Annotated in this window: 25 protein-coding genes and 2 pseudogenes; 12 read left to right on the forward strand and 15 right to left on the reverse strand. The window is 63.1% G+C overall.

Translation table 11 applies throughout. The features are described 5' to 3' along the window. Positions 1 to 1628: integrin alpha (locus Q0O40_RS08300; protein WP_295528562.1), on the reverse strand; the 1628-nt coding region annotated here is incomplete at its 3' end. A 151-nt stretch (positions 1629 to 1779) separates the two neighbouring features. On the opposite strand from Q0O40_RS08300, the gene Q0O40_RS08305 reads away from it, so the two are divergent. Beyond that, on the forward strand, positions 1780 to 2853 hold the full coding sequence (locus tag Q0O40_RS08305; protein WP_295528565.1) for a TIGR03032 family protein: 1074 nt from the start codon (positions 1780 to 1782) through the stop codon (positions 2851 to 2853). 365 nt (positions 2854 to 3218) lie between these two features. Here Q0O40_RS08305 and Q0O40_RS08310 read toward each other — a convergent pair whose 3' ends face one another. From Q0O40_RS08310 to smpB, 3 genes are all read right to left on the reverse strand, one after another. Beyond that, the gene (locus Q0O40_RS08310) at positions 3219 to 5642 is read right to left on the reverse strand and encodes a response regulator (RefSeq protein WP_295528617.1); all 2424 of its coding nucleotides are present in this window, start codon (positions 5640 to 5642) and stop codon (positions 3219 to 3221) included. Between the two features lie 47 nt (positions 5643 to 5689). Next, positions 5690 to 6280, reverse strand: coding sequence for a DUF2062 domain-containing protein (locus Q0O40_RS08315; protein ID WP_295528568.1), 591 nt, complete (start codon positions 6278 to 6280; stop codon positions 5690 to 5692). Positions 6281 to 6379: 99 nt separating this feature from the next. After that, complete coding sequence (gene smpB / locus Q0O40_RS08320; RefSeq protein WP_295528570.1) at positions 6380 to 6862, reverse strand: SsrA-binding protein SmpB; 483 nt, start codon at positions 6860 to 6862, stop codon at positions 6380 to 6382. Between the two features lie 134 nt (positions 6863 to 6996). Here smpB and Q0O40_RS08325 point away from each other — a divergent pair, with 134 nt between their 5' ends. From Q0O40_RS08325 to Q0O40_RS08335, 3 genes are all read left to right on the forward strand, one after another. Next, positions 6997 to 8124, forward strand: coding sequence for a DUF3734 domain-containing protein (locus Q0O40_RS08325; protein ID WP_295528572.1), 1128 nt, complete (start codon positions 6997 to 6999; stop codon positions 8122 to 8124). Between the two features lie 55 nt (positions 8125 to 8179). Beyond that, positions 8180 to 8962, forward strand: a complete 783-nt coding sequence (locus tag Q0O40_RS08330; protein ID WP_295528619.1) for a 3-hydroxybutyrate dehydrogenase — start codon at positions 8180 to 8182, stop codon at positions 8960 to 8962. Between the two features lie 88 nt (positions 8963 to 9050). Then, positions 9051 to 9830 carry an SDR family oxidoreductase gene (locus Q0O40_RS08335; RefSeq protein WP_295528575.1) on the forward strand — a complete coding sequence of 260 codons (780 nt, stop codon included), beginning with the start codon at positions 9051 to 9053 and terminating at the stop codon, positions 9828 to 9830. Positions 9831 to 9846: 16 nt separating this feature from the next. On the opposite strand, the gene dapA is transcribed toward Q0O40_RS08335, so the two are convergent. Continuing rightward, positions 9847 to 10728: a 4-hydroxy-tetrahydrodipicolinate synthase gene (dapA, locus tag Q0O40_RS08340; RefSeq protein ID WP_295528578.1), complete on the reverse strand. Its 882-nt coding sequence runs from the start codon at positions 10726 to 10728 to the stop codon at positions 9847 to 9849. Between the two features lie 124 nt (positions 10729 to 10852). Between dapA and Q0O40_RS08345 the strand changes: the two genes are divergently transcribed. After that, on the forward strand, positions 10853 to 12883 hold the full coding sequence (locus Q0O40_RS08345) for a lytic transglycosylase domain-containing protein (protein ID WP_295528580.1): 2031 nt from the start codon (positions 10853 to 10855) through the stop codon (positions 12881 to 12883). Between the two features lie 24 nt (positions 12884 to 12907). On the opposite strand, the gene Q0O40_RS08350 is transcribed toward Q0O40_RS08345, so the two are convergent. Further along, positions 12908 to 13111, reverse strand: a complete 204-nt coding sequence (locus Q0O40_RS08350) for a hypothetical protein (protein ID WP_295528582.1) — start codon at positions 13109 to 13111, stop codon at positions 12908 to 12910. 100 nt (positions 13112 to 13211) lie between these two features. On the opposite strand from Q0O40_RS08350, the gene Q0O40_RS08355 reads away from it, so the two are divergent. Beyond that, on the forward strand, positions 13212 to 13700 hold the full coding sequence (locus tag Q0O40_RS08355; RefSeq protein WP_295528585.1) for a GreA/GreB family elongation factor: 489 nt from the start codon (positions 13212 to 13214) through the stop codon (positions 13698 to 13700). A 246-nt stretch (positions 13701 to 13946) separates the two neighbouring features. Here Q0O40_RS08355 and Q0O40_RS08360 read toward each other — a convergent pair whose 3' ends face one another. From Q0O40_RS08360 to Q0O40_RS08400, 9 genes and pseudogenes are all read right to left on the reverse strand, one after another. Further along, positions 13947 to 14513: an outer membrane beta-barrel protein gene (locus Q0O40_RS08360; RefSeq protein WP_295528589.1), complete on the reverse strand. Its 567-nt coding sequence runs from the start codon at positions 14511 to 14513 to the stop codon at positions 13947 to 13949. A gap of 115 nt (positions 14514 to 14628) precedes the next feature. Then, positions 14629 to 15801 (reverse strand): ATP-binding protein, encoded by a 1173-nt coding sequence (locus tag Q0O40_RS08365; protein ID WP_295528592.1) that lies wholly within the window; start codon positions 15799 to 15801, stop codon positions 14629 to 14631. Between the two features lie 23 nt (positions 15802 to 15824). Continuing rightward, positions 15825 to 16517, reverse strand: coding sequence for a response regulator (locus tag Q0O40_RS08370; RefSeq protein WP_295528596.1), 693 nt, complete (start codon positions 16515 to 16517; stop codon positions 15825 to 15827). 320 nt (positions 16518 to 16837) lie between these two features. Beyond that, positions 16838 to 17647: pseudogene (locus tag Q0O40_RS15880) on the reverse strand (TIGR02466 family protein). Next, positions 17613 to 18089 (reverse strand): nuclear transport factor 2 family protein, encoded by a 477-nt coding sequence (locus tag Q0O40_RS08380; protein WP_295528599.1) that lies wholly within the window; start codon positions 18087 to 18089, stop codon positions 17613 to 17615. Before Q0O40_RS08380 ends, Q0O40_RS15880 begins: the two are co-directional and overlap by 35 nt. Beyond that, positions 18086 to 18697 carry a pyridoxamine 5'-phosphate oxidase family protein gene (locus Q0O40_RS08385; protein ID WP_295528600.1) on the reverse strand — a complete coding sequence of 204 codons (612 nt, stop codon included), beginning with the start codon at positions 18695 to 18697 and terminating at the stop codon, positions 18086 to 18088. Before Q0O40_RS08385 ends, Q0O40_RS08380 begins: the two co-directional genes overlap by 4 nt. Before the next feature lie 25 nt (positions 18698 to 18722). Further along, complete coding sequence (locus Q0O40_RS08390) at positions 18723 to 19343, reverse strand: NAD(P)H-dependent oxidoreductase (protein ID WP_295528602.1); 621 nt, start codon at positions 19341 to 19343, stop codon at positions 18723 to 18725. 67 nt (positions 19344 to 19410) lie between these two features. Then, the gene (locus Q0O40_RS08395; RefSeq protein ID WP_295528604.1) at positions 19411 to 20361 is read right to left on the reverse strand and encodes an alpha/beta fold hydrolase; all 951 of its coding nucleotides are present in this window, start codon (positions 20359 to 20361) and stop codon (positions 19411 to 19413) included. A gap of 77 nt (positions 20362 to 20438) precedes the next feature. Next, on the reverse strand, positions 20439 to 21002 hold the full coding sequence (locus Q0O40_RS08400; protein ID WP_295528605.1) for a carboxymuconolactone decarboxylase family protein: 564 nt from the start codon (positions 21000 to 21002) through the stop codon (positions 20439 to 20441). Between the two features lie 170 nt (positions 21003 to 21172). Here Q0O40_RS08400 and Q0O40_RS08405 point away from each other — a divergent pair. The 6 genes and pseudogenes from Q0O40_RS08405 (at position 21173) to rlmN (ending at position 24952) form a co-directional block, all read left to right on the forward strand. Further along, positions 21173 to 22075 (forward strand): annotated as a pseudogene (locus Q0O40_RS08405) (LysR family transcriptional regulator). A 49-nt stretch (positions 22076 to 22124) separates the two neighbouring features. Next, on the forward strand, positions 22125 to 22754 hold the full coding sequence (locus tag Q0O40_RS08410; protein ID WP_295528607.1) for a phosphoglycerate mutase family protein: 630 nt from the start codon (positions 22125 to 22127) through the stop codon (positions 22752 to 22754). Beyond that, positions 22754 to 22930, forward strand: coding sequence for a DUF4169 family protein (locus Q0O40_RS08415; protein WP_295528609.1), 177 nt, complete (start codon positions 22754 to 22756; stop codon positions 22928 to 22930). The genes Q0O40_RS08410 and Q0O40_RS08415 overlap by 1 nt, the downstream gene beginning before the upstream one ends. Continuing rightward, positions 22930 to 23133 (forward strand): hypothetical protein, encoded by a 204-nt coding sequence (locus Q0O40_RS08420; RefSeq protein WP_295528611.1) that lies wholly within the window; start codon positions 22930 to 22932, stop codon positions 23131 to 23133. Before Q0O40_RS08415 ends, Q0O40_RS08420 begins: the two co-directional genes overlap by 1 nt. Beyond that, positions 23133 to 23615: a hypothetical protein gene (locus Q0O40_RS08425; RefSeq protein ID WP_295528613.1), complete on the forward strand. Its 483-nt coding sequence runs from the start codon at positions 23133 to 23135 to the stop codon at positions 23613 to 23615. The genes Q0O40_RS08420 and Q0O40_RS08425 overlap by 1 nt, the downstream gene beginning before the upstream one ends. 59 nt (positions 23616 to 23674) lie before the next feature. Beyond that, on the forward strand, positions 23675 to 24952 hold the full coding sequence (gene rlmN / locus Q0O40_RS08430) for a 23S rRNA (adenine(2503)-C(2))-methyltransferase RlmN (RefSeq protein WP_295528615.1): 1278 nt from the start codon (positions 23675 to 23677) through the stop codon (positions 24950 to 24952). Positions 24953 to 25037: the final 85 nt, after the last annotated feature.

Consider the following 25037-nt stretch of genomic DNA (forward strand, 5'->3'; position numbering starts at 1 on the left):
GTGGCGTTGCTGACCGCGCTGACCGTCAATGTGAAGGCGCTGACATCGTTGCGGAGCAACTGGAAGGTCGCGTACGTCGCGATCTGGTCCTTGACCGCCGCAAGGCTGTCGTCGACGGCAACCGGCGCCGATCCGAAACTGGCACTGCCATAGATGACATAGGCTTCGCCGGCATTGTTGCCGCCATTATCGCCATAGCGCGCCCCGACGATCAGTTCGGCAAAGCCATCACCGTTGATGTCGCCCGCCGACGCAACGCTCCGGCCGGCAAAATCATACGCGACATCCCCCTGGATGATGAAGCCGTCGCTTCCCGTAAGGCTGGTGAGATCGATGTTGGCGCGCGTGGCCCCAGCCTTGCCGAAGATCACATAGGCCTCGCCGGCATTGGCGCCGCCATTGTCGCGATAAGGCGCACTGACGATCAGATCTGCAAAGCCATCGCCGTTGATATCGCCCGCCGACGAAACGCTTTGGCCTGCCACATCATATGCCGCATCGCCCTGGATGATGAAGCCGTCGTTCGCCGCAAGCGAGGTGAGGTCGATGTTGGCGCGAGTGGCCCCGGCCTTGCCGAAAATGACATAGGCCTCGCCGGCACTATAGCCACCATTGTCGCCACCGGGCGCACCGACGACCAGGTCGGCAAAACCGTCGCCGTTGATGTCGCCCGCCGAAGAGACGCTCGCACCTGCACGATCATAATCGACATCGCCCTGGATGATGAAGCCGTCGCTCGCTGCGAGGGACGTAAGGTCGATGTTGGTGCGGGTGGCCCCGGCCTTGCCGAAAATAACATAGGCCTCGCCGGCATTATAGCCGCCATTATCGCCATTGGCCGCACCGACAATCAGGTCGGCAAAGCCGTCGCCGTTGATGTCGCCCGCCGAAGAGACGCTCGCGCCTGTATAATCACGCGTGACATCGCCCTGGATGATGAAGCCGTCGCTCGCCGCAAGGGTGGTGAGATCGATATTGGCGCGGGTGGCCCCGGCCTTGGCGAAGATGACATAGGCCTCGCCGGCGTCGGTGTCGCCATTGTCGCCATAGGGCGCACTGACGATCAGTTCGGCAAAGCCATCGCCGTTGATGTCACCCGCCGACGAGACGCTGCGACCTGCCAGATCACCTGCGTCATCGCCCTGGATGATGAAGCCATCGCTCGCGGCAAGCGAAGTGAGATCGATGTTGGCGCGGGTGGCCCCGGCCTTGCCGAAGATGACATAGGCCTCGCCGGCACTGTTGCCGCCATCGTCGCCGCGGGCCGCACCGACAATCAGGTCGGCAAAGCCGTCGTCATTGATATCGCCCGCCGACGAAACGCTGAAGCCTGCCGCATCAAATGCGACATCGCCCTGGATAATGAAGCCGTCGCTCGCTGCAAGGGACGTAAAGTCGATGTTGGTGCGGGTGGCCCCGGCCTTGCCAAAAATGACATAGGCCTCGCCGGCATTGGTGCCGCCATTATCGCCACCAGACGCCCCAACAATCAGGTCGGCAAAGCCGTCGCCATTGATGTCGCCCGCCGATGAGACGCTGTAGCTTGCCTGATCACCCGCGACATCGCCCTCGATGATGAACCCTTGTTTCGCCGTCAGCCCGGTGAGGTCGATAACATTTGACGGCATCGCTCACGCCTTCTTCCCAAAATTGTTAAAAAAAGTTATCTTTTGACGCTCCAAAATTGTCAAACAGTTTGTTTTTTGACTTTCGCCGGGGTGCTTGTTTATGGCACATCGCGCAATAAATGACTTTAAAGTGTCAAAAATGGATCACGCGATGACAAACAAAGACGATGCCCTCGCCAGTCCATCCGAAGAAGCATTTGCACTTACCACATCGCGCCATTTTCCCGAATGGCTGGCTTCGGTGCAGCATAGTCTGGCCTTCACCACGTACCGTGCTGGCAAGGCGTTTTTCATCGGCGTGAAGCCGGATGGCAAACTCTCGGTATTCGAACGCAGCTTTTCGCGCTGCATGGGCATGGGGGTGAGCGACGACATCCGCTCCATGCTGATCTCTTCCGAATATCAAGTCCACCGCCTCGACAATATTCTTCCCGAAGGCGCGCGCAGCGCCGATGGCATGGACGCGACATTCGCGCCGCATCAAAGCTGGGTGACAGGCGATCTGGACATCCACGACATCGGATTTGGCCGCGATGGCAAGCCGGTGTTCGTCAACACACTGTTCAATTGCATCGCGACTGTGAGTGACGGCTACAGCTTCAAGCCGCTGTGGAAACCGCCGTTCATTTCCCGCTACGCCGCAGAAGACCGCTGCCATTTAAATGGCATGGCGCTGGAGGCGGGTGAGCCGCGCTATGTCACGGCGGTTTCCCGTTCCGACACTGCAGACGGCTGGCGCGATCGCCGGGCGGATGGCGGCGTAGTGCTCGATGTCACCAGCGGCGAGGTTATCGTGGGCGGGCTGTCGATGCCGCATTCGCCGCGGCTCCACGCCGGCAAGCTCTGGCTGCTCAATTCGGGCACCGGCGAGTTCGGCTTTGTCGACCGGGACGCCGGCGCATTCATCCCGGTCGCCTTCGTGCCGGGGTTTGCGCGCGGCCTGGCCTTCGTCGCCGGCCATGCCGTCATCGGCCTGTCGCTGCCGCGCGAGAACCGCACTTTTTCCGGTCTCGCTCTCGATGCAGAGCTGCGCAAACGCGATACCGAGCCGCGCTGCGGGCTCGCCGTGATCAACCTTGCGACGGGCGACATGACCGGCTGGGTGCGTGTGGAAGGCGTGGTGCGCGAACTCTATGACGTTGCCGCGCTACCGGGATTGCAATGCCCCTCGGCGATCGGTTTCAGGACGAACGAGGTGAAGCACGTCCTGTCGATCGATTATTGAGGTCCGCCAACAACTCCCAAGACCACCACCGGTATCCGCCGCGCCGACAAAACAACTTTCCTACACACCGCTATTTCGGCATGGCGCGCATCGCTCATTGAAACGTGGAACCCCATGCCGCGCCCGTCATTCGGTCCCCCGCCCGCAAGGTTGCATCGCCTGCCGGCTGGGGAGCAGCAGTACTGCGCCAGCAGGTCCGTCTCCAACACGCCGTATCTTTTGGGTGTCGGGCCGGGGATTGGCGGGTCTGTGAGCTGCGGAAAAAATATCTTTGATTTCAGAGTGATGCACAGGCCGCCTGCCCCCCTGAGTTTTCTCTCAGGACTGTGTCAACTATGTCAACTTGGGGGGAAATTGCAGGCGCTTCACCGCGCCTTCAGCACGTCCTCCACCGCCGCCACGATCTGCGCGACGCTGAAAGGTTTGGCGAGGAAGTGCATGTTCGGCACGTCGATGTCGCGGCGCAATTGCTCCTCGGCATAGCCCGACATGAACAGGATGGGCAGCGTGGGCAGCTCTTTGCGGATTTCGCGGGCCATCGCGGGGCCGTCCATGCCCGGCATCACCACGTCGCTGACCACGATGTCGAATGCGTGGCCTGCCGCAGTCTCGCGGGCAAGCGCTTCGAGGCCCTCCTCGCCGTCTGATGCGGTGACGACCTCGAACCCCTGGCGCACCAGCGCGCGGGTGGCGACTGCGCGGACGGTGTCTTCATCCTCGACCAGCAGCACACGGCCGCCGCCGGACCATTGCTGGCGCTTGGTCGGCCGCGCGGCGATGGCGGCCTGCGCGCTCGCTTCAGCCAGTTCGGCGGCATCGCGCACATGGACCGGCAGATAGATGAGGAAGCGCGTGCCCTTGCCCACTTCGCTTTCGGCAAAGACGAAGCCGCCCGATTGCTTGACGATGCCATAGACGGTGGAGAGGCCGAGACCGGTGCCCTTGCCCCGGTCCTTGGTGGTGAAAAATGGCTCGAAGATCTTGCCCAGCACCGCTGGCGGGATGCCGTGGCCGGTATCCTCGACGATCAGCGCGGTGTAATCGGCAATCGGCAGGATCTCGCTCTTCATCGCGCGCACATCGGCGCTGGTGACGCGCTTGGTCTTGATGCGCAGCACGCCGCCGGACTTGATGACGGACTTGCCGTCCCCGGCCATCGCATCACGCGCATTGACCGCGAGATTGAGCAGCACCTGCTCCAATTGCACCGGATCGGCGCGGACGAGGCCGAGATCGCGGTCGTGCGTCACTTCAAGCTGGATCTTCTCGCCCAGCAGCCGCTTGAGCAGGGTAGAAACCTCGGCCACAACATCGGGCAATTGGAGTATTTCGGGGCGCAAAGTCTGCTGGCGGGAGAACGCAAGGAGCTGGCGGGTGAGGCTGGCGGCGCGGTTCGAATTGGCCTTGATCTGCTGGATATCGTCGTAATCGCTGTCGCCGGGGGTGTGGCGCATCAGCATGAGATCGCAGTAGCCGATGATCGCGGTGAGCACATTGTTGAAATCGTGCGCCACGCCGCCAGCCAATTGCCCCACCGCCTGCATCTTGGTGGCCTGCGCGATCTCGCGCTTGAGGCGGGTTTCCTCGCTGGAATCCTTGAGGCTGAGCAGCACGGTGCCCTCGCCCAGCCCGCGCACCCCGGCTAGGCTCAGCGAGACCGGGTCTTCGGGCGAGGCGCGCAGCCGCACCGCGACATCGCCCGCACTGGCCGAGCCGCCGGCATAGCGGCGCACCGCATCGGCCAGCGCGCCCTTGTCCTCGCGGATGACGAGATCGGACGGATAGGGCGGCGGCCCTCCCCCGTACTGGGCACCGTTCTGGCCCTCGTCGTACCCGGCAGCGCGCAGGAACGCGCGGTTGGCAAACAGGAACCGGCCATCGCGGTCGCACATCGCCAGCCCCAGCGGCAGGCGCGATAGCAACGCCTCGATCTGCGGCAAGCCGGTGCGCGACTCGCCCACGCCGCCCTCGTTTTCGATCAACAGGAACAGCGATGGGGTTTGCGCCGGATCGTGCGGGGTCCCGCTGTCGGGATCGGCGACAGGTAAATGAATGAAGCGCACCGGCACACCGCCCGTGCCCTCGCGCGCATAAAAAATGCGCTCGTGATCATCCGAGCGGAAATAGCCGACGAAATCCTTGCCGATCACCGCATCCGGCGACTCGCCCGCAGCGCACGCGATGAAGGCGGGGTTGGCGGCGGCGATCTGCCCGTCTGGCGTGACCAGCGCGGCCTGCAGGCCTTCCTGCGCCAGAACGCGGCCAAGCTTGCCGCTGATATGGCCGGTCAGTTCGGCCAGCAGATCGCGGCTCATCTCGGGAATGAAGCGCCACACGAGATAGTCTTCGCCCCGCCCGGCGCGGCTGATCGAGAGGCGGCACGGCCCGGTGGGCAACTCCATCGCGGCGAGTTCGGACGTGCCGTCGCGCCAGGCGGCGCGGGCGGCGGCTTCCAGCGCGGCGCGCTGCGGCGGATCGAGCGGCAGGCGCGGCGGCGCGGCGCCGATCCCGAACCATGCGACAAAGCGCGCGTTGGCGCAGGCCAGCCGCCCGGCCCGATCGATGATCGCGGTGGCGGCGTCCTCGTGATTGATCGCGGCCTGCGTGACCGACCAATCCGGCTCGGCAAATTCGGCCGGTCGCTCGGCCGGGCGTTGCCGCAGCGCCAGATAGAGCGCGCCGGCCAGCAGCACGAAACCGCCGACAAATGCCAGAGCAAGCACCGGTTCGCCCGAAACGAGCCACAACAGCAATGCGCTGGCGATGGCCCCGCCCGCAATCGCCAGCATCGCGCGCCACGGCAGGGGTGCGGCCGGAGAAACGGCAGTATCGGCGATCACTCGCTCGCGCTTTGGCTGGTTGCTTCCAAGCCAGCGGCAGCCTGGCGGGCGGCGAATTGGGCGATCCTGCTGCGGCGCTTGGCAGCGGTCAAAATGCGCCAGCCGATGACCGCCGCGATGTATCCGATCACCGCCAAGACCGCCGCAATCACGAACAGGCCGAAGATCAACGAAGGCGCTGCATCAGAGACCAGCCAGCCGGCCCATTCCCCCAGACTTGCGCCATTGGCCACGAGCGCCTGAAACGTGGCGATATCAGAATGAAAGCCGAAGCTGCTGCCGATCCACAAGGCGGCGGCGACGATTAGCGGTGTCGTCAGCGGGTTTGAAAGGAACGTCATTGCCGCGGCAATCGGAATGTTGCCGCGAACGGGGACGCACAGCAGCGCCGCGCCGACGATCTGCAGCCCCGGCACCAATAGCAAAAAGCCAATGAACAACCCGATTGCCACGCCGCGCGGCACCGAGCGGCGGCTGAGCAGCCACAATTCTGGGCGCATCGCAAAGGGGCGGATAAAGCGATTGCGCTCCATGACTTCGCGCTTCGGGATCGCCGCATGCGCCCAAGAAACCATCCTGTTTTTCATCACTTCCGGTCTAATCATTTCCTGCGCTACCCGCCAGCCGGGCAAGGCTGTAATCCTGTGGCAAAACGCCTTTCCACAGCCTGAATCCGAACCGTTAAACTAGCCGTTTTCGCGCATGATCCGCGCCTTGTCGCGCTGCCAGTCGCGGTCCTTGGTGGTGGCGCGCTTGTCAGCGTTGTTCTTGCCCTTGGCCAGCGCGAGTTCGACCTTGGCGCGCCCACGCCCGTTGAAATAGACCGACAGCGGCACCAGCGTCATGCCCTTGCGCTCTACCGCGCCATGAAACTTGGCGATCTCGCGCTCTTTGAGCAACAGCTTGCGCGGACGTTTGGGTTCATGGTTGAAGCGGTTGCCGTGGCTGAATTCGGGCACGTTGGAATTGACCAGCCAGACCTCGCCGTTTTTCACTTCGGCATAGCTCTCGGCAATCGAACCATCGCCAAAGCGCAGCGATTTCACTTCGGTGCCCGTCAGCACGATGCCTGCCTCGAACACGTCGTCGATAAAGTAATCGAACCGCGCGCGCCGGTTCTGGGCGACGATCTTGACTTTGTCGAATGCGGCGGGGGTTGGGCGGGCCATAGCAGATCAGCATGTAGGCGCAGGTGTCGCGAATGAAAAGGGAGCGGATCATGCGCGGCCATGCCAAGTTCTGGTTGCAGCGCACAATACGAGATGTGCTATGCATGGCGTGAACCCAAGAGGATGTGACAGCAATGGCCGCCCAAGCGCAAGTTCCAACGCTTCGTCCAAGGTCTGAAGCTTGCGTGCTGATCCTGCAAGGCGGCGGCGCGCTGGGCGCATATCAGGGCGGGGTCTATCAGGCGATGGCCGCTGGCGGGTTTGAGCCCGAATGGGTGGCCGGCATTTCGATCGGCGCGATCAACGCCGCAATCATCGCAGGCAATCCGCCCGAGCGCCGGACCGAGCGACTGCGCGCGTTCTGGGACCTGGCCTCCTCGCGCATCCCCTTCCCCGCCCCTTTTCAGAACGGCTGGGGCCGCCGCCTGTTTAACGAAGCCGCCGCCGGGCTGGTCGCGCTGACCGGCATTCCGGGCTTTTTCACCCCGCGCACAACTTTGCCCGGCCTCGCGCTGCCCGGTTCCGCCGAAGCGATCAGCATGTATGACACTTCGCCCTTGCGCAAAACGTTGCTCGATCTCGTTGATTTCGATCTGCTCAACGAGGGGCCGGTCCGCTTCAGCGTTGGCGCAGTCAATATCCTGACCGGCAACTTCACCTATTTCGACAACCGCGAGCGGCTGATCGAACCCGAACACATTATGGCGAGCGGCGCTTTGCCGCCCGGTTTTCCCCCCGTTATGATCGATGGCGAACCTTATTGGGATGGCGGCATCGTTTCCAATACCCCGCTGCAATATGTGATCGACGGCGCGGGCGGCACGACCCCGCTTTTGGTGTTTCAGGTCGATCTGTTCAGCGCGCGGGGCATGATGCCGCGCAGCCTGGCCGAAGCCGCACAGCGCGAGAAGGATATCCGCTTTTCAAGCCGCACGCGGATGAACACTGATGTGCAAAAACGGATCGAGGAATTGCAGGCCGCCGCAACCCGTCTGGCGGCCAAATTGCCCCCGGAATTCGCCGCCGATCCGGATGTGCAGGCTTTGACCCGCAAGGCCTGCGCGCATCCAGTCATGATCCTGCAACTGATCAACCGGAGCGAGAGTTACGAAAGCCAGGGCAAGGATTACGAATTCTCGCGCGCGACCGTGAACGATCATTGGCAATCGGGCATGCGCGATGTGGCGCGCAGCTTTGCCAGCCCGCGCTGGAAACAGCGCCAATGGCAGGATGGGGGGATCGTCTCGCTCGATCTTGCCTGAACTCGATTTTGCCCGAAGCGGATTTACCGAAACCTTCTTGAAGGATACCAAAGCCATGAACCTCAATGACAAAGTCTCGATCGTGACGGGTGCCGCCAGCGGCATCGGCCTTGCTATCGCCAAGCGCTATGCCGCCGCCGGCAGCAAAGTCGCCATCGCCGATCTCAAGATTGAGGCGGCGCAGGCCGCTGCGGATGGGATCAATGCCGATCATTCCGGCATGGCCATGGCGGTGGCCATGGACGTCACCAGCGAGGAGCAGGTCAATGCCGGCGTCGCGGCAGTGGTCGCGGCATGGGGCACGGTCGACGTGCTGGTGTCCAACGCGGGCATCCAGATCGTTAGCCCCATTCAGGACTATGCCTTTGCGGACTGGAAGAAGATGCTGGCGATCCACCTCGATGGCGCGTTTCTGACCAGCAAGGCGGTGATCCCGCATATGTATGCCCAAGGTTCCGGCGCGATCCTGTTCATGGGCTCGGTGCATTCGAAGGAAGCGAGCCTGCTTAAAAGCGCCTATGTTACCGCCAAGCACGGCCTCCTCGGCCTGTGCCGCACCATCGCCAAGGAAGGCGGCCCCAAGGGTGTGCGCACCAACGTGGTCTGCCCCGGCTTTGTCCGCACGCCGCTGGTCGACAAGCAGATTCCCGAGCAGGCCAAGGAACTGGGGATTTCAGAAGAAGAGGTCGTCAAGAAGGTGATGCTCGGCCAGACGGTCGATGGCGAGTTCACCACCGTGGACGACATCGCCGAACTGGCGCTGTTTTTCGCCGCGTTTCCCAGCAATGCGCTGACCGGTCAATCGCTGGTGGCGAGCCATGGCTGGTCGATGGGGTGAACCTTGCGAAACGGGGCGGCTTTCGCCCCACGGTCCGGCGCATCCGCGTCTGGCCAAGCGGTGTAAGAAGCGCCGCTTTGAGAGTGTCATGAACCGATTGAACGGCAAGATCTGCATCATCACCGGCGCTGCGCAAGGGATCGGACGCGCGATTGCTCAACGCTTTCACGAAGAAGGGGCGGTCGTCGTGATCACTGATCTCGACGAGAAGGCTGGCGCGGCGGCGGCCGCCGAAATCGGTTGCCGGTTCGAACGGCTTGATGTGCGTGAAGAAGCGGACTGGGCCCATCTCGCCAGTGTGTTTCCAGTGGCCGATGTGGTCGTCAACAATGCCGGCATCACCGGCCTTGAGCACAATGGCGAGGCGCACGATCCCGAGCATGCCAGCCTCGCAAACTGGCGCGAGGTGCACCGGGTCAATGTCGATGGCACGTTTCTGGGCTGCCGCTATGCGATTGGCGCGATGAAGCAAAAGGGCACCGGCTCGATCATCAACATGTCGTCAAGGTCGGGTCTTGTGGGGGTTCCGCTGGCCTGCGCCTATGCCTCGTCCAAGGCGGCGATCCGCAATCATAGCAAGTCCGTCGCGCTCTATTGCGCATCGCAAGGCTGGAAAATCCGCTGCAACTCGATCCACCCAGCCGCTATCCTTACTCCCATCTGGGAAACCATGCTCGGCAGTGGTGCGAATCGGGAAGCCCGCATGCAGTCGCTGGTGGCGGACGCGCCGCTCAAGCGATTCGGTACGCCTGACGAAGTCGCCGCCATCGCCGTCCTGCTGGCGTCGGATGAGGCCACTTATATGACCGGCAGCGAAGTGGATATCGATGGGGGCTTGCTGGCGGGGTCGTCCGCCTCGCCCGGCTAACCCATTCAATCGGCGCTCACACCAATCCCGCCAGCGCCAGCGCCGCATCGACCGATGTGCGCGCCGCCGCGCTGCAAGGCACCAGCGGCAGGCGCAATTCTTCGGTCAGCCAGCTGTGGACGCGGGTCAGCGCGTATTTCAGCGGCCCGGGCGAGGCATCTTCGAACATGGCATAGTGCAGCGGATAGAGCTGATCGTTGAGCTCGCGCGCGCGCTCGAAATCGCCCGCCGCGCAGGCGGCCTGAAAATCGGCGCACAGGCGCGGCGCGACATTCGCCGTCACCGAAATGCACCCCACCGCGCCAGCCGCATTGGCGGGCAGCGCCAGCTCGTCATCGCCCGAAAGCTGGCAGAAGCCCTTGCCGATCCCCATGCGATGATCGGTGACGCGCGAGAGATCGCCGCTGGCATCCTTGATCCCGACGATCCGCCCCGCAAAGCGCCCCGCCAGTTCGCACACCGTTTCAGGCAGGATGTCGGTCACCGTGCGTCCGGGCACGTTATACAGGATGATCGGCAGATCCATATGCTCGGCCAGATAGCTGAAGTGTGCGATAAGCCCGGCTTGGCTCGGCCGGTTGTAATAAGGTGCGACGCAGAGCGCCGCCGCCGCGCCGCACTTTTTGGAGAACGTCATGTGCAGCAGCGCGTTCATCGTATCGTTGCTGCCGCAGCCGGCGATCACCGGCACGCGCCCCGCCGCCTGCTCGACGCAGACTTCGATCACACGGTGATGCTCGGCGTTGGACAAAGTCGAGGCCTCGCCGGTCGTGCCACAGGCGACCAGCGCCGATGAGCCGTTCTCGATCTGCCAGTCGACCAGCCGCCGAAATGCCTTCTCGTCAAACGCTCCGTCGCGAAAAGGGGTAACTAGTGCTGGAATGGAGCCGGAAAACATGGACTTTGCCCCTCATTTTGCGCCACAAGTGCGTTCAAGCCTCGGGCCCCGGCGACATGGCTGATGGCCTTGTCTGCCGCGTCCGGGGCCTCATTCAGCGCCTGATAAGGAGCCATCCGCTATCATGTCCAGCATGGATGCGAAAACAGCGATTTCAAAGCGGCACTTGCGCAAAATGGGCGGCTTTATGCTGATCCTGCCTTGTCTGGCCGCATCGGTCGCGTGCCGCGCCAGCGATGCCGACGCCGATGGAGCGGCGTGGGACCGTGCGCGCGCGCAGCTCGTTTCAGGGAATCAGGGGCCGATTGCGCAAGCGATCAACCGCTGGCGGATGCTGACCAGCACCGAACGGTTCTCGTTCGGCGATTACGCCGGGTTTGTCCTCGCGCACCCCGGCTTTCCCGATGAAGCGACCTTGCGCCGCCGCGCCGAAGAGGCGCTGATCCGCGAAAATGCCGAAGCGCGCAGCCTCGTTACCTTTTTTGAACGCATCCCGCCGCTAACCAACATTGGCCGAGCGCAATTTGCGCTGGCGCTGGCGGCGCTTGGACGGGCCGATGCCGTGACGGCAGCGCGCGCCGCATGGCGCGGCGGCGCGATGCCCGATGCCGCCGAAACCGCGATCCTGACGCAGTGGGGCACCAACTTCACCCAGGACGATCAGGATGCGCGGATGAACGCCCTGCTCTGGGCGGGCGCTGCCGAAGCGGCCGCGCGCCAACTGCCCCGGGTCAGCCCGGCGCGCAGCGGGATCGAGGCGGCGCGGCTGGCCATCCTGCGCGGCGGCGATCCTTATGCCGCCGCCGCTGGCACACCCGGCGACGCGCTCAATGCCGATCCGGGCTTTCTTTACAGCCGCGCCCGCGCTTTGCGCAAACAAGGCAATGGCGCGGCGGCGCAGGCGCTGCTCGCCGGTCGCCCGCTGCTCGCCCGCCCGCCGCTCGACCGCGAAAAGTGGGTCGAAGAGTTGCTTGCCCAAGCGCGCAGCGCGGCGGCCAGCGGCAATGCGCGCGGCGCAATGCTGATTGCATCGGGCATCGACGATGCCTTCCAGCCGGGCGAAGACATCAGCCAGCTCGCGTTCGATCTGCGCGATGATTACACCTCGCTGATGTGGCTTGGCGCGACGCAGGCGCTTTCCACACTGGGCGATCCGGGCCGCACGGCCGGGCTGTTTACCCGCTACGGCGCCACCGCGCGCACCCCGGGCACACGCTCGAAGGGGTTTTACTGGGCGGGCCTTGCTTATGCACAGGCGGGGCAAGCCGCCACTGCGCAGGCTCAGTTCGAGCAGGCGGCGCGCTATGCCGATCAGTTTTACGGCCTGCTCGCGCTAGAGCGGCTGGGCCGCCCGGTGCCGCAATTCCCCGCCGGTTCGGGCGCGGTGCCCACCCCGCAGGAGCGCGCGCAGTTCGATCGTGCGCCGCTCACCCAGGCCGTGCGCGAAGTGGCGCGCGACGCCGATTGGAAAACCACGGTGCGGTTTTTCAAGGAGATCAGCGAGCAGCAGCAAAGCCCAGGCCAGCACATTCTGGTCGCCGAGCTCGCGCGCAATCTGGGCCGACGCGATCTGGGCGTGATCGTTGGACAAGCGGCGGCGGCGCGCGGCTATCTCGATTTTCAGCAGATCGCCTTTCCGCTGATCCCTGTGCCGCAAGGCTATGATCAGGGCTGGACGATGATCCATGCGATCACCCGGCAGGAAAGCCAGTTCGCCGAAAACGCGATCAGCCACGCCGGCGCGCGCGGGCTGATGCAGTTGATGCCGGGCACCGCGAACGAGCAGGCGGGCAAACTGGGTGTGCCCTTCAGCGCGTCGGCGCTGATCGCGAATCCGCAGTTCAACATTCAGCTTGGCGGCGGCTATTTCCAGCGCTTGCTGACCTATTTCGGCGGGAGCAAGCCGCTGGCGGTGGCGGCCTACAACGCGGGCGCGGGCAATGTGAACAAGTGGCTGCGCGCCAATGGCGATCCGCGCCAAGGCGGGATCGGCTGGATCGACTGGATCGAACGCATCCCCTTGCGCGAAACGCGCAATTACGTGCAGCGCGTGATGGAAAACGCGGTGGTTTATGAGGCGTTGAACCCGGACAAGGCGAGTTACAGAGGCCCCAATCCCTTGAGCTATTTTCTGGGCAAGCGCACGCCGGGCTGAGGGGACCTTCCCCCTCTTGCCCCCTTATTCGTCGAGCATGCCCTGCAGCCGGTTCATCAGCGCGGCGATGCGCTCTGCCGCTCCGCCGAACGTCGCCACATCCTCGCGCGCATTGTTGCCACGTGCTTCCTTTACTGCCTCGATATAGCCTTCATGATCCGCTTCCAGCGCATCGATGATCATTTCGAGTTCTTCTGCGGTCACGGTCAGGGTGTGCGTCTCGGCCATGATGTCCTCTGGCGGTGGGAATGATGGCGGGACTTTAGGCCAAGGACCGGGGCGCTGGCAACCTTCCCTCTTGCCCTCGCCTCGCCTAAGCTGGCCGCGTATGAAACCCGACGGCAACCCCATCACCCCGGCCGGCATCGCCGCCTTGCGCGCGCGCTACGACCATCTGCTCGGTACGGAACGCCCCGCGATCACCGAGATCGTCAGCTGGGCCGCTGGCAACGGCGATCGAAGCGAAAACGGGGATTACCTCTATGGCCGCAAGCGCATGCGCGAGATCGACCGCGAGCTTAACTTCCTCGCCAAACGCATGAAAGCCGCGCGCGTGATCGACCCCGCCGCGCAAACCGACCACACCCGCGTGCTCTTCGGCGCCACGGTCGAAATCGCCGATGACGACGACGCCCGCCTCACCCTCACCCTCGTCGGCGACGATGAACAGGACGCCAGCGCCCACCGCATCGGCTGGAGCGCGCCGATCGCGCGTGCGCTGCGCGGCGCTCGCGTGGGCGACTTGCGCAAAGTGACGCTGCCCGGCGGGGAAAAGGAATGGGAAGTGATGGGGATCAGCTATCCAGATGGGGGGTAGGCAGCAGGACTGCCCTTCCTACGCCACCAGCCCTTGCACCGCTTTCGTTTTGCATTGAATCAATGCCGTATTCCCCGTCCCTTGATCGGGAGGGGCTTTGAGTGCGTCAATCGAAAACGCAGCGGCCCGGCACCTCATGTCGTCTGATGCGCTATCGCTGATCTCGACGATTGAAGAACAATGCTGATGGATCAAACAGGGAATTAGACGGGACAGTGCCAACATGGCACTGTCCCGTCTATCAGCTCAGAAGCGAAACGCGCCACCGATGGAAAGCGCATTGGCTTTGAGATTGCCGCTGTAAGGCGTGCGGTTGTATTCGGCTCGCACCGAGAAAGAGGGGCTGACGAGAACTTCCGCGCCCGCGCCATATGTCACCGAGCCTTCGGTTCGACGGTTCGAATTCGTCCCCGCATTGGCAAGCGCAGTCTTCTGGTCCGTGCGCAGCCAGCGATAGCCGACCCGGCCATAAAGCAGCAGGCCCGGAGCAGCGACAATCCCGGCACGCGCCGAAATGTCATACGTCAGGCCTGGATCAACGGTGTAGCGGCCCGCAGGCCCGGTTTGCGTGACAGCCCTGCCGCCGCCGCCGATACCGGCTTCGGCGCCGACGACGAACATGTTGGCCAGCTGCAAATCATACCCAACAAAGCCGCGATAACCGACACCGTTCCAGGCGTTCTTTTCAGTAGCGCCGATATTGCCCGGATCGCCCCGCAAGCTGGTCCGGACACGGCTGACATCAACGCCGATCCTGGCACCTGTAAAAGTCTCAGTATTGTCTTCTGCAAGAGCAAAGCCAGGGAAGAGCATCAGAATTGCAGTACTGGCAATAACAAAGTTTTTCATGATCACCTCTTGATTGACAAAATCGTCGGTCTAGCGCCGATCGATGATGTTGTTCTTGAGGTATCGTGTGGAGAATTGATCAGCCTTTTGTGGAGAATGTGTCGACACGCAGCGGTTTCTGCGGTAGAAGCATTTCAAAGGTCGCACCGCCTCCCGCGCGACTGGTCAAAGTCACCTCGCCGCGATGGGCCTCGGCAATCGCGCGCACGACTGACAGCCCAAGGCCGGATCCTCCATTGGCTCGGCCGCGTGATTGTTCGCCGCGCCAGAAACGTTCGAAGGCGCGGGCGCTTGCTTCGTCGGTAAGGCCGATGCCGCGATCAAGCACACGGACAAAAGCCCAACCCGCGCTGGTGCCTGTCTCGATTTTCATGATCTCGCTGCCCGCAGCATAGCGTTGAACATTGGTGAGAACTGCGCCTAACGCCTGCCGCAGTCTTGCAGCGTCACCGATCAGAGGCGCAGGGCGCAAATCGGCATCGACGGCGATACCTGCTGCATTGAGGTCGGGTGCCATGGCGGCAAGCGTCGGTCGCAAGACTTCCGCCAAATCGATCGATGCGAGATCGAGGGCCAGCTGTGCGGAGTTTGCAAGGCTCAGCGTGCGCAAATCGTCCACAATCCGCGCAAGCGAATCGACCTGCTTGATCAGGCTCTCGATCTGATCGGCCTCAGGTTCAAATACGCCGTCCTGTATCCCATGAAGCCGCCCGGAAAGGACGGTCAACGGTGTCCTCAATTCATGCGCGATCGCCGCCGTGCTGTCTTTCAGCTCGCGGTCCACACGCTCAAGCGCGGATGCCATGACGTTGAAATCATCGATGAGCTGGGTTTCTTCGATCGAGGCAAAGCGTGGCAGCGGTGCCCGCGCTGAAAGTTCGCCTTTGGTGACCATCCGTGCAGCCTCGGCCAGACTATCGAGCCCGCTGCCAAGACGTCCCAGCAGGATTGTCCCGGCGATGAAAACGCCGATCACGGCAGTCAGCACGAACATCAAAAGCGCAAGGTTGGATCGGCTGATGGTGCCGTCGTTTGCCAGCAGCTGGAACTTTATGAGCGCCTGCAAATCGGTCATCGCCGGTTCGCGTCCGGCGATCAGCGCCTCTGCTGCCTGCTTCGCGGCTGGCGGCATGTCGTGCAATAGCCGCCAACTTTCATAGGCTTCGAATAGCTCGGTTTCGAAGATGATGATCGCGGCACATGTGAGCGTGGAAGCCGCGATTATGCCCGCAAGTTGCGTCGACAGCCGCAACCGGCGATCTTTTTGCCCGAAGATCACAAAGGCGCCAATCGATAGCCGATGCCGCGCACGCCGCAGCAGAGCCCGGGTGCTCCTGCGGCCTCAAGCTTCCGGCGCAGCTTGCTGACATGGCTATCGACCGTGCGTTCGAGAGCCTCGCCCTCGGGCAAGCAGGCATCGAGCAATTCTGCGCGCGAGAACACGCGGTTTGGCTGGCGCGTCATATGGGCGAGCACGCGAAACTCGGTCAAGGTCAGATCGAGCGGCACTTTGGCATGCTCTGCGTCGATGTAGGCTGCGAACCCGGCAGGCTCGATTTGCAAAGGACCCCAGCAAATGCGGCCATCCGTTGCATCCATGCCGTGGCCCCGGCGCAGCACTGCCCTCACCCGGGCAACGACTTCCAGCGGATTGAACGGCTTCACGACATAGTCGTCGGCGCCCATGCGCAGCGCGGAGAGCTTGTCGAGATCCTCCATCCGCGCGGTCGCCATGATGACCGGCGTTGTGCCGCGCCGGCGGATCTCGGCGAGCACGTCGAAGCCATCGCGCCGGGGCATTTGTACATCGAGAAGCACCAGGTCCGGTCGCAAGGTGCGATGGTGCATCAACGCAACATCACCATCACTGGCACACACCGTGCGGAAGCCATCACGATCAAGATAGGCAGCAAGGATCTGCGCGATGTCGGCATCGTCCTCGGCAATCAGGATGAGAGCATTGTCCATTTCAACCGACTCCCTTGAGCGATCTGCTCGAATCAAGCCGCACCTATCGTTTGCGCAGATGGAGGTTTTGTCTCGGATTTGTGGAGATCGTGTCAAATCGCGATCAAAGTCCAGGTGACTTGCTGCGGAAATTGCAGAGGCCGTCCAATGGCTGTCCTGCCTATCTTGCCTCATTCCAGCTTCCTAGAGGGCATGAAGCGTGACTTTGTCAGAAGGTAGCCTTAACCTATTGTTTTTATGAACTTTCTGAAAACCAAGAAATGACACCGTGTGACCTCTGTCACCCTGCATGCGGCCAATCCGGCGTTTGTCTGCTGCCTTTAGTCACCCAGCCAGCGCGCGTTGAACGCTATCGACACGCGGTCCCCCGGTCCAGCGTGTGGATAGACCCAGTGCAGCAGGTTTGAGGGGAACAGCAGCAGCAGGCCTGCCTTTGGCCGGAAAACCACTTCGGACCGCATGAATGGCAAATCAACGGATGGCGTCATCAGCAGATTGGTTCAGCTGTTGCGAAATTCGATGCAGCCATCGGTCGGTGCGGCCTCTTCGCCGGAAGGCGGCACTTGCACATAATAGCATCCCGACCACAGCCAGCCGGGATGATCGTGCGGCGAATTCAGCGCGCCGGGCTGGTTGACGTTGACCCACCCTTCAGCCTCCATTCCAAGTGCATGCAGCTTTGCAGCGGGCTGGAGCGTCAGTGTTGCCGTGCCCACGGCATCGGTTATCAGTCGCGCCAGCCGCTGGTGCGCTGGCTCGGCGCGCTTGAACAAGTCGACGGCGCTGTGCCAGCCGCCGCGATTGCTTCGCTCTATGGAAGGCTCAGCGGCCTGTCGCGCGGCGATCTCAGCCAGAAGTCCGGCGTTGAGCGCATCGGCCTCGGGCACGATGAAGTTCAGCAGCGGCGAGGCGAAAAGCGGCTGAATGGCTTTGAGTTCTGCGCTCTTGGCTGTCGTCACCCTACCGCCTCCCCCCCGTTGGCTGTTGGCCATTGGCCGCCGGCCGCCGGCCGCCCTGCGCAGATTGCAGGAGTTCCGGAGGACAGCAACCCTCGATTGGCGCCATCCTCGCCCCGGCCCATTTTTGCTGTTCCGCCTAAAGCGCCAGATCGCTGAGCCCCGGATGGTCATCGGGCCGGCGACCCAGCGGCCAGTGGAACTTGCGCTCGGCCGGGCTGATGGGGTGCTCGTTGATGCTGGCGATGCGGCGTTCCATCAGGCCATCTGCATCGAACTGCCAGTTTTCATTGCCGTAAGCGCGAAACCAGTCGCCGCTGTCTGTGCGGTATTCATAAGCAAAGCGCACGGCGATGCGGCTCTCGGCGTGGGTCCAGACTTCCTTGATCAGGCGGTAGTCTAGCTCGCGCGCCCATTTGCGGGCAAGAAACGCCTCGATCTCGGCGCGCCCGGTGATGAATTCGGCGCGGTTGCGCCATTGGCTGGCGGGTGTGTAGGCCAGTGCGACCCGCGCAGGGTCGCGGCTGTTCCAGGCATCTTCGGCCAGACGCGCCTTCTCGGCAGCGCTTGCATCGGTGAAGGGCGGCAGCGGCGGGCGGCGCGTGGGGGCGCTCATTGGCTTTGTCCTTTGAGCACAGCATTTTCAGCTTCGAGCACGGCAATGCGCGCCTTGAGATGTTCGATTGCGCCGGCAACCTCGCCCGCATCGATCTTGACCGGAATATGCTGCGGGCAGTTCACGTCCCACGCCTCGACCGTGAACAGGATCGCCTGTTCGGGCCGGGCGCGATAGTTTTCGGGCATCAGCTGCGCGATGGTGGCGGGATCATCAGATACCCGCGCGCGGCCCCAGACCTTGATCCGGCGGCGGAGCGCATAGTCCATCAGGAAAAGGAACGCCTTGTCGTTGTCGGCAAGGTTGCCCGCCGTGATATACTGGCGGTTTCCCGTGTAGTCGGCAAAGGCCAGCGTGTGCTCGTCCAGCACGCGGATAAACCCCTTGGGTCCGCCGCGATGCTGTGCATAGGGTTGCCCTGCGGCGGTCGCTGTCGCCAGATAGGCGGTGTCGACGCCAGCGACAAACTCCGCCAGATCCTCGTCAATCGCGGTGTGAAAGCCACCGCGCGCCTCCATCTTGGCGTAATTGTCGCGCGAGCCGCGCAGGGCCTGCAACGCTTTGACCGTGGGTGTGAAGGCAACGTCGCTGGAGAGCAAATGCGTCATCGTCTTTGTGCCTTTCGTGATCGGTTCAAGCCGCTGCCGCAGCCGCCGCTTTGGCGCGCTCAAAATCGCCTTCGGGATCGGCCGTAAGGATGGTCGGCTGATAGCGGATTTCGGTGATGTCGGCGATGCCCGCCTGATTGAGCCAGGCACGCATATAGCTCGACTGGTGATCCACGCCGAAGGCAGGCGAGGGGAAATCCAGCGAAAACGCGCCGCTGGTGTAGACAAGCGTTGCCTGCTTGTTTGCCAGCAGCCCGAGATAGCCCTTCTCCGGATCGAAGCCGAACAGCAGCCCCGGCTGATGGATCACGTCGATGTACTGCTTGAGCTTGTAGGGGATGCCGCCGTTCCACATCGGGATGGCGAAAAGATAGCGGTCGGCGCTGGCGAAGCGCTGCGCAATGGCAACGATCTCGTCCCAACGGCTCGCCTGCGCGCCTTCGTTGGTGCCGCCGCCGAACACGGTGAGCTTGGCATTGGCGCGGTCGCCATCAAATTCGGGCAAGCCCGCCGTCCACGGATCGAGCACATCGACCTCAAGATCGGGCGTCTTGGCCCTCAACGCGGCGAGATAGGCATCGGCCACCGCCACCGAACGCGAAGCGGCATCGCGGGGCGAGGCCTTGATATAAAGCAACTTGGTCATGGTTGTTTCCTTTTTGGAAGAGGATTTCCCCGGGGAGCGTGGCCCCCCAGGGATTAGTCCGTAATATTCAGCCGACCTTCTTCTTCATGAAGACAAGAATATAGTCGGCGATCTTGTCTGAATCCTCTTCCAGCGCAAAGTGCCCGGTATCGAGGAAGCGGATTTCGGCATCCGGAACATCGCGCTTGAATGCTTCGGCACCCGGCGGAATGAAGATCGGATCGTTCTTGCCCCACACGGCGAGCAGCGGCGGCTTGGCCCGGCGCAAAGCCGCGTGCCAATCGTCGTACTGGGCGACATTGGTGCGATAGTCATAGAACAGCGCCAGTTGGATATCCTGATTGCCCGGCCGATCGAGAATGGCCTGATCATTGGTGTAGCTGTCGGGGTTCACATTCTCGGCATTGCGGAAACCCTGCGTGTACTGGAATTTGGTCGTGCCGATCGTCAGCAGCGCGCGCGGCTTCTTTTCGGTCTCGGCGTTCTTGTTGTTCCAGTAAGGCACCAGATTTTCGCCCCAGAAAGCCGACAGGCCTTCGTCATAGGCGTTGCCATTTTGCGAGATGATCGCCTGGATTTTCTCTGGATGCTTGACGAACAGGCGGAAACCCACCGGTGAGCCATAGTCCATCACATAGAGGCTATACTTCTGCGGGCCGACTTTATTGAGAAAGTCGTCCATCACATCGGTGAGATGGGCGAAAGTATAAGAAAACGTGTCGATGCTCGGCTGATCGCTGTAGCCAAAGCCCGGCATGTCGGCTGCGATGACGTGATAGTTCACGGCGAGCTTGGGAATGAGATCGCGGAACATGTGCGAGGAGGAGGGAAAACTATGTAGCAGAACAATCGTCGGGCGCTTTGGATCGCCAGCCTCACGGTAGAAGATGTTGAGGCCGTCGACGGTGGTGGTCTTGTAGCTGATATGGTTGCCATCGGCCAAAGCCGGGGTGGACGACAGGGCCAGCGCTGCTGCGAAAGCAGCTGGCAAAGCGCGAACAAAGAACGATTTTTTCATGACGAGGTGGTCCTTTCAAGGTGGGATGGGTTTGCGCGTGCCGATCCGGGAACATCGGCACCCGCGCCCGTGTCAGATCAGGCAGCGATGGCGTTCGCTGCGCTGGCGGTGACGACGGGGAAGTCGATCACGGTTGCGAGGGCGGAATTGAGGTAATTGGTCCAGATGTTGAGCGCGACGTGCTGGACGATCTCGATGATCTGAGCATCGGTATAACCCGCAGCGCGCACCGCTTCGAATTCGGCCCGGCTGACGTGGCCGCGCGCGCTGACCAGCTGCGCTGCGAAGCGGACCGCAGCATTGGCCGTTGGATCGTTCGATGCGCCGTTGCGGTTGGCGGTGATCTCGGCGTCATCCAGCTTGGCGAGGTTCCTGCCGAGATAGGTGTGCGCCGAAAGGCAGTAGTCGCAGCCGTTTGCCTGCGCGACGGCAAGCGCGATGCGTTCGCGGGTGGCGGCAGGCAGCGCGCCTTTGGCCAGAGCGCCGTTCATGCCGAGGTAGCCTTCGAGCGCGGCAGGGCTTGCGGCGACGAGACGGTGGAGGTTGGGAACGGTGCCGAGCGCCTTGTTCACGGCTTCGAGCAGCGGACGCGATGCCTCAGGGGCATCAGCAATCGTGGCGGGGGTATGGATGCGAGACATGGCGGGGGAGACCCTTTCTTTTAGAAGCAGGCCAGAAGCGGCTTCTTTTAGAAGCAGGCCAGAAGCGGCCGGTGACCCCCAAGTACGTTCTTTCGCATTTCGACAGAACGCGCTATTTCAGCAAGCCAACCTTCCATAAAACGGAATGCTCCATGGACCGGTTCGAGGCGATGCGCACGCTGTTGGCGGCGGTGGACGGGGGCAGTCTCTCGGCGGCCTCGCGCGCGCTGAATACTCCGCTGCCCACGATCAGCCGCCGCGTTTCCGATCTGGAGGCACATCTCGGCGCGCAGCTCCTCGTGCGCACAAGCCGCAAGCTGATCCTGACCGAGGCGGGCGAGGCCTTCGTCGGCGCGGCGCGGCGCGTGCTCGATGATCTGGCAGAGGCCGAGCGCGCGGCCAATGGCGAATATCGCGCGCCGCGCGGCGAACTGCTCGTCACCGCGCCGATCATGTTCGGCAAGCTACATGTTGCGCCGATTGTCGACGCCTTCCTCGCCGCCTATCCCGAAGTCACGGTGAGGCTAGTGCTGAGCGATGGGGTTATCGATCTAGTCGAGGCGCATGTCGATGTGGCGATCCGCATCGGGCACTTGCCCGATAGCGATCTGGTCGCGCGCCGCGCTGGCTAGGTCTGCTGGGTGATCGCGGCCCATCCGGATTACCTCGCGCGGCGCGGCGAACCATTAGTGCCCGCCGATCTCGCCGCGCACGACTGCATCGCCTTCGAAGGATTGCAAACCTATCGCAACTGGGCGTTCGGCGCGGGGGCAGCGGCGCAATCGGTGGCGATCCGGCCGCGCTTCTCGGTCAACACCGCCGATGCCGTTGTCGAAGCGGCGATAGCCGGAGTGGGCATCGCCCGGGTGATGTCATATCAAGCAGCGACCGCGCTTTCGGAGCGGAGGATCGTGACGCTGCTGCGCGGCCATGCCACCGCCCCGCTGCCCGTCAATCTGGTCCACCAGCCCCACCGCGTCCAGCCACTGAAGCGGCGCGCGTTTCTGGATTTCGTCCAGCCGCGTCTGGTTCAGGCGCTGGCGGCCGTCGAAGCGGCGGTAAGGGCCGCGTGATGCTGCAGCCCCCCTCGCCATCTCCCCGTCTTAGCGCTATCACACGCTGATGCGCTCATCCCGTTTCTTCATCATGCGTCACGGCGAAACGGTTTATAATGCCGCGCGCCGCCTTCAGGCGAACGATATCCATACGCCGCTCACCCGGCTCGGCTTTGAGCAGGCGGCGGCGATGGGCGCGGCTTTGCGCAGCGCGCTGGGGGAGCAGCCCGACGTCACGCTACACATCTCAGAAACAGGCCGCGCGCTGCAGACGGCGGCGCTAATCGCGCAAGAGCTGGGCATCGACTGGTTCGCCGCGCTGCGCACGCATGACCTTAAGGAAATTGACATGGGCTCGTGGTGCGGGCGCACCTATGACGAGGTGGAGGCCGAGCAAGGCCCTATCGTCATCGCCGATCATCTGCTGCGCCCGGCGCCAGACGGCGAGGATTACCCAATGATCGCCGCGCGGCTGACCCGCTGGATCGAGCGCGTGGGCCATGATAACCGCGATCATGTGGTGGTGATGCATGGCATTTCCAGCCGCGTGCTGCGCGGGCTGATGTCGGGTTATCCAATCCATCCAGAGCACGGCGCGCCGATTGCGCCCAGCCTCGTGCAAGGCTCGATCGCGCTGATCGAGGGCGGCGCGGAACGCGTGTTTCTGGGCGCAAGCCGGGGCACAGAGCACGCCTGATGGCCGAGATTGTCAATTTGCGAATGGCGCGCAAGGCGGCGGCCCGCGGCAAGGCTGAGGCCGCCGCGTCGCAAAACCGCGCGAAGTTCGGGCGCAGCAAGGCGGAGAAAGCGGGTGCGGCGCTCGACAATGCCCGCGCCGAGCGGCGGCTCGACAGCGCAAAGCGGGAAGATTAATGCGCTCGACCAGCGATTCCACCAGCGTGCGGCTCTATCACCTAAGCGATGGCCCCGATGGCGGCGCTGCGGAAACGCTGTTCTATGGCCCGCTGGCCGATGCGCTGGCGATGGCCGCGCAGCAAAGCGATGAGGTGCAGGAAGGGCTATTTCTCGCCACCGACAATGATGTGGTCGCTTATCTCGATCTGGCGGCCGATTGATGCGGCGTCTGGCGCTTGCGCTGCTTCTGATCGCCGCCCCGGCGCAGGCGCGCGACAGTCTGGGCATCTGGAGCGATTGGGGCGCGTTTCGCGATCCCGGCGTACCGCGCTGTTATGCCATCGCCATGGCGTATGAATCCAGCGGTCGGGTGAACCAGACCCAGCCTTACCTCAGCATCGGCATCTGGCCCAAACGCGGTGTGCGCGGCGAGGTGCATGTGCGCCTCTCGCGCCGGCCTGCCGCCAATGCACCGGTCACGATGGCCGTCGGTTCCGAGAGATTCGCGTTGATGGCGGGCGCGGGGAATGCTTGGGCGCAAGACAAGCGGATGGACGCCGCGATCATCGCCGCCATGCGCTCGTCAGGCGAAATCGCCATCAGCGGGCGCGCTGCGGATGGCCGGGCCTTCCGGGATCTGTACCATCTGGATGGCGCGTCCAGCGCGATGGACGCCGCGGCCTTGGGCTGCGCGCAGAACTGATCGCCCGGACCATCTGCGGGGATTTGCGCAAGCGCGCGCCGCCGCCTATATGGCGCTCTATGCAGATAACGCCAATGGCTATCCCGGGTCACATTGATCCTGTTCCCGTGCCCCGCGAAGTCACCGCGCGCAGCGACGGGCGGGTTGATCTCATCGGCCTGCCACGGGCGCGCATTGCATCGCTGCTTGCCGAAGCCGGGCTCGATGCCAAAGCTGCCAAGCTACGCTCGCGGCAGGTGTACCATTGGCTCTATCATCGCGGCGTGACCGATTTTGAGGCGATGACCGATATCGCCAAGGCGATGCGGCCATGGCTGGCCGAACGCTTTGTAATCGGGCGGCCCGAGATTATCGAGGCGCAGGTATCGACGGACGGCACGCGCAAGTGGCTGCTGCGCACCAGCGACGCGCATGATTACGAGATGGTGTTCATCCCCGATGAGACGCGCGGCACGCTTTGCGTCTCAAGCCAGGTCGGCTGCACGCTCAACTGCCGGTTTTGCCACACCGGCACGATGCGGCTGGTGCGCAATCTGACCCCGGGCGAGATTGTTGGCCAGGTCATGCTGGCGCGCGATGCACTGGGCGAATGGCCAGGCAGCGCGCCCCTGCTCGATGCTCCCGCCGCCATAGGGGAGCCTGCTTTGGATGACGACGACGAGGAAGCCAGCGAATACACCGCCGATGGCCGCTTGCTCACCAATATCGTGATGATGGGCATGGGCGAGCCGCTCTACAATTTCGAGCATGTGCGCGACGCGCTTCAACTGGTGATGGATGGTGAAGGGCTTGCGCTGTCAAAACGGCGGATCACGCTATCGACCAGCGGAGTGGTGCCGATGATGGCCCGGGCAGGCGCGGAAATCGGCGTCAACCTTGCCGTTTCGCTCCATTCCGTAACCAAAGAGGTTCGCGATGAAATCGTCCCGCTGAACCGGAAGTACGGCATCGAAGAACTTCTGCAAGCTTGCGCCGATTACCCGGGCGCATCGAACGCGCGGCGGATCACCTTTGAATATGTGATGCTCAAAGACAAGAATGACAGCGACGAAGACGCGCGCGAATTGGTTCGCCTGATCAAGCATTACAAGCTGCCCGCCAAAGTCAATCTGATCCCGTTCAATCCCTGGCCCGGAGCGCAGTATGAATGCTCCACCCCCGACCGGATAAAGCGGTTCTCGCAGATCGTGTTCGGGGGGGGAATCTCGGCTCCGGTCCGCACCCCGCGGGGCCGCGACATCGACGCCGCATGCGGACAGCTGAAGACCGCATCGGAGCGCAAGAGCCGCGCCGAGCTCGACCGCCTCGCCGAAGAGAAACAGGCCGCGCTCGGCTAGACCGCCACTTATGGCCTGACGCTTACCAGATTCTCCAGCGCGCGCGCTGCGCCGCCTTCACCGCGTCCGCATCGCGGGCTTCGCA

The sequence above is a fragment of the Novosphingobium sp. Chol11 genome (genome assembly GCF_945870625.1).
Classification (GTDB): domain Bacteria; phylum Pseudomonadota; class Alphaproteobacteria; order Sphingomonadales; family Sphingomonadaceae; genus Novosphingobium.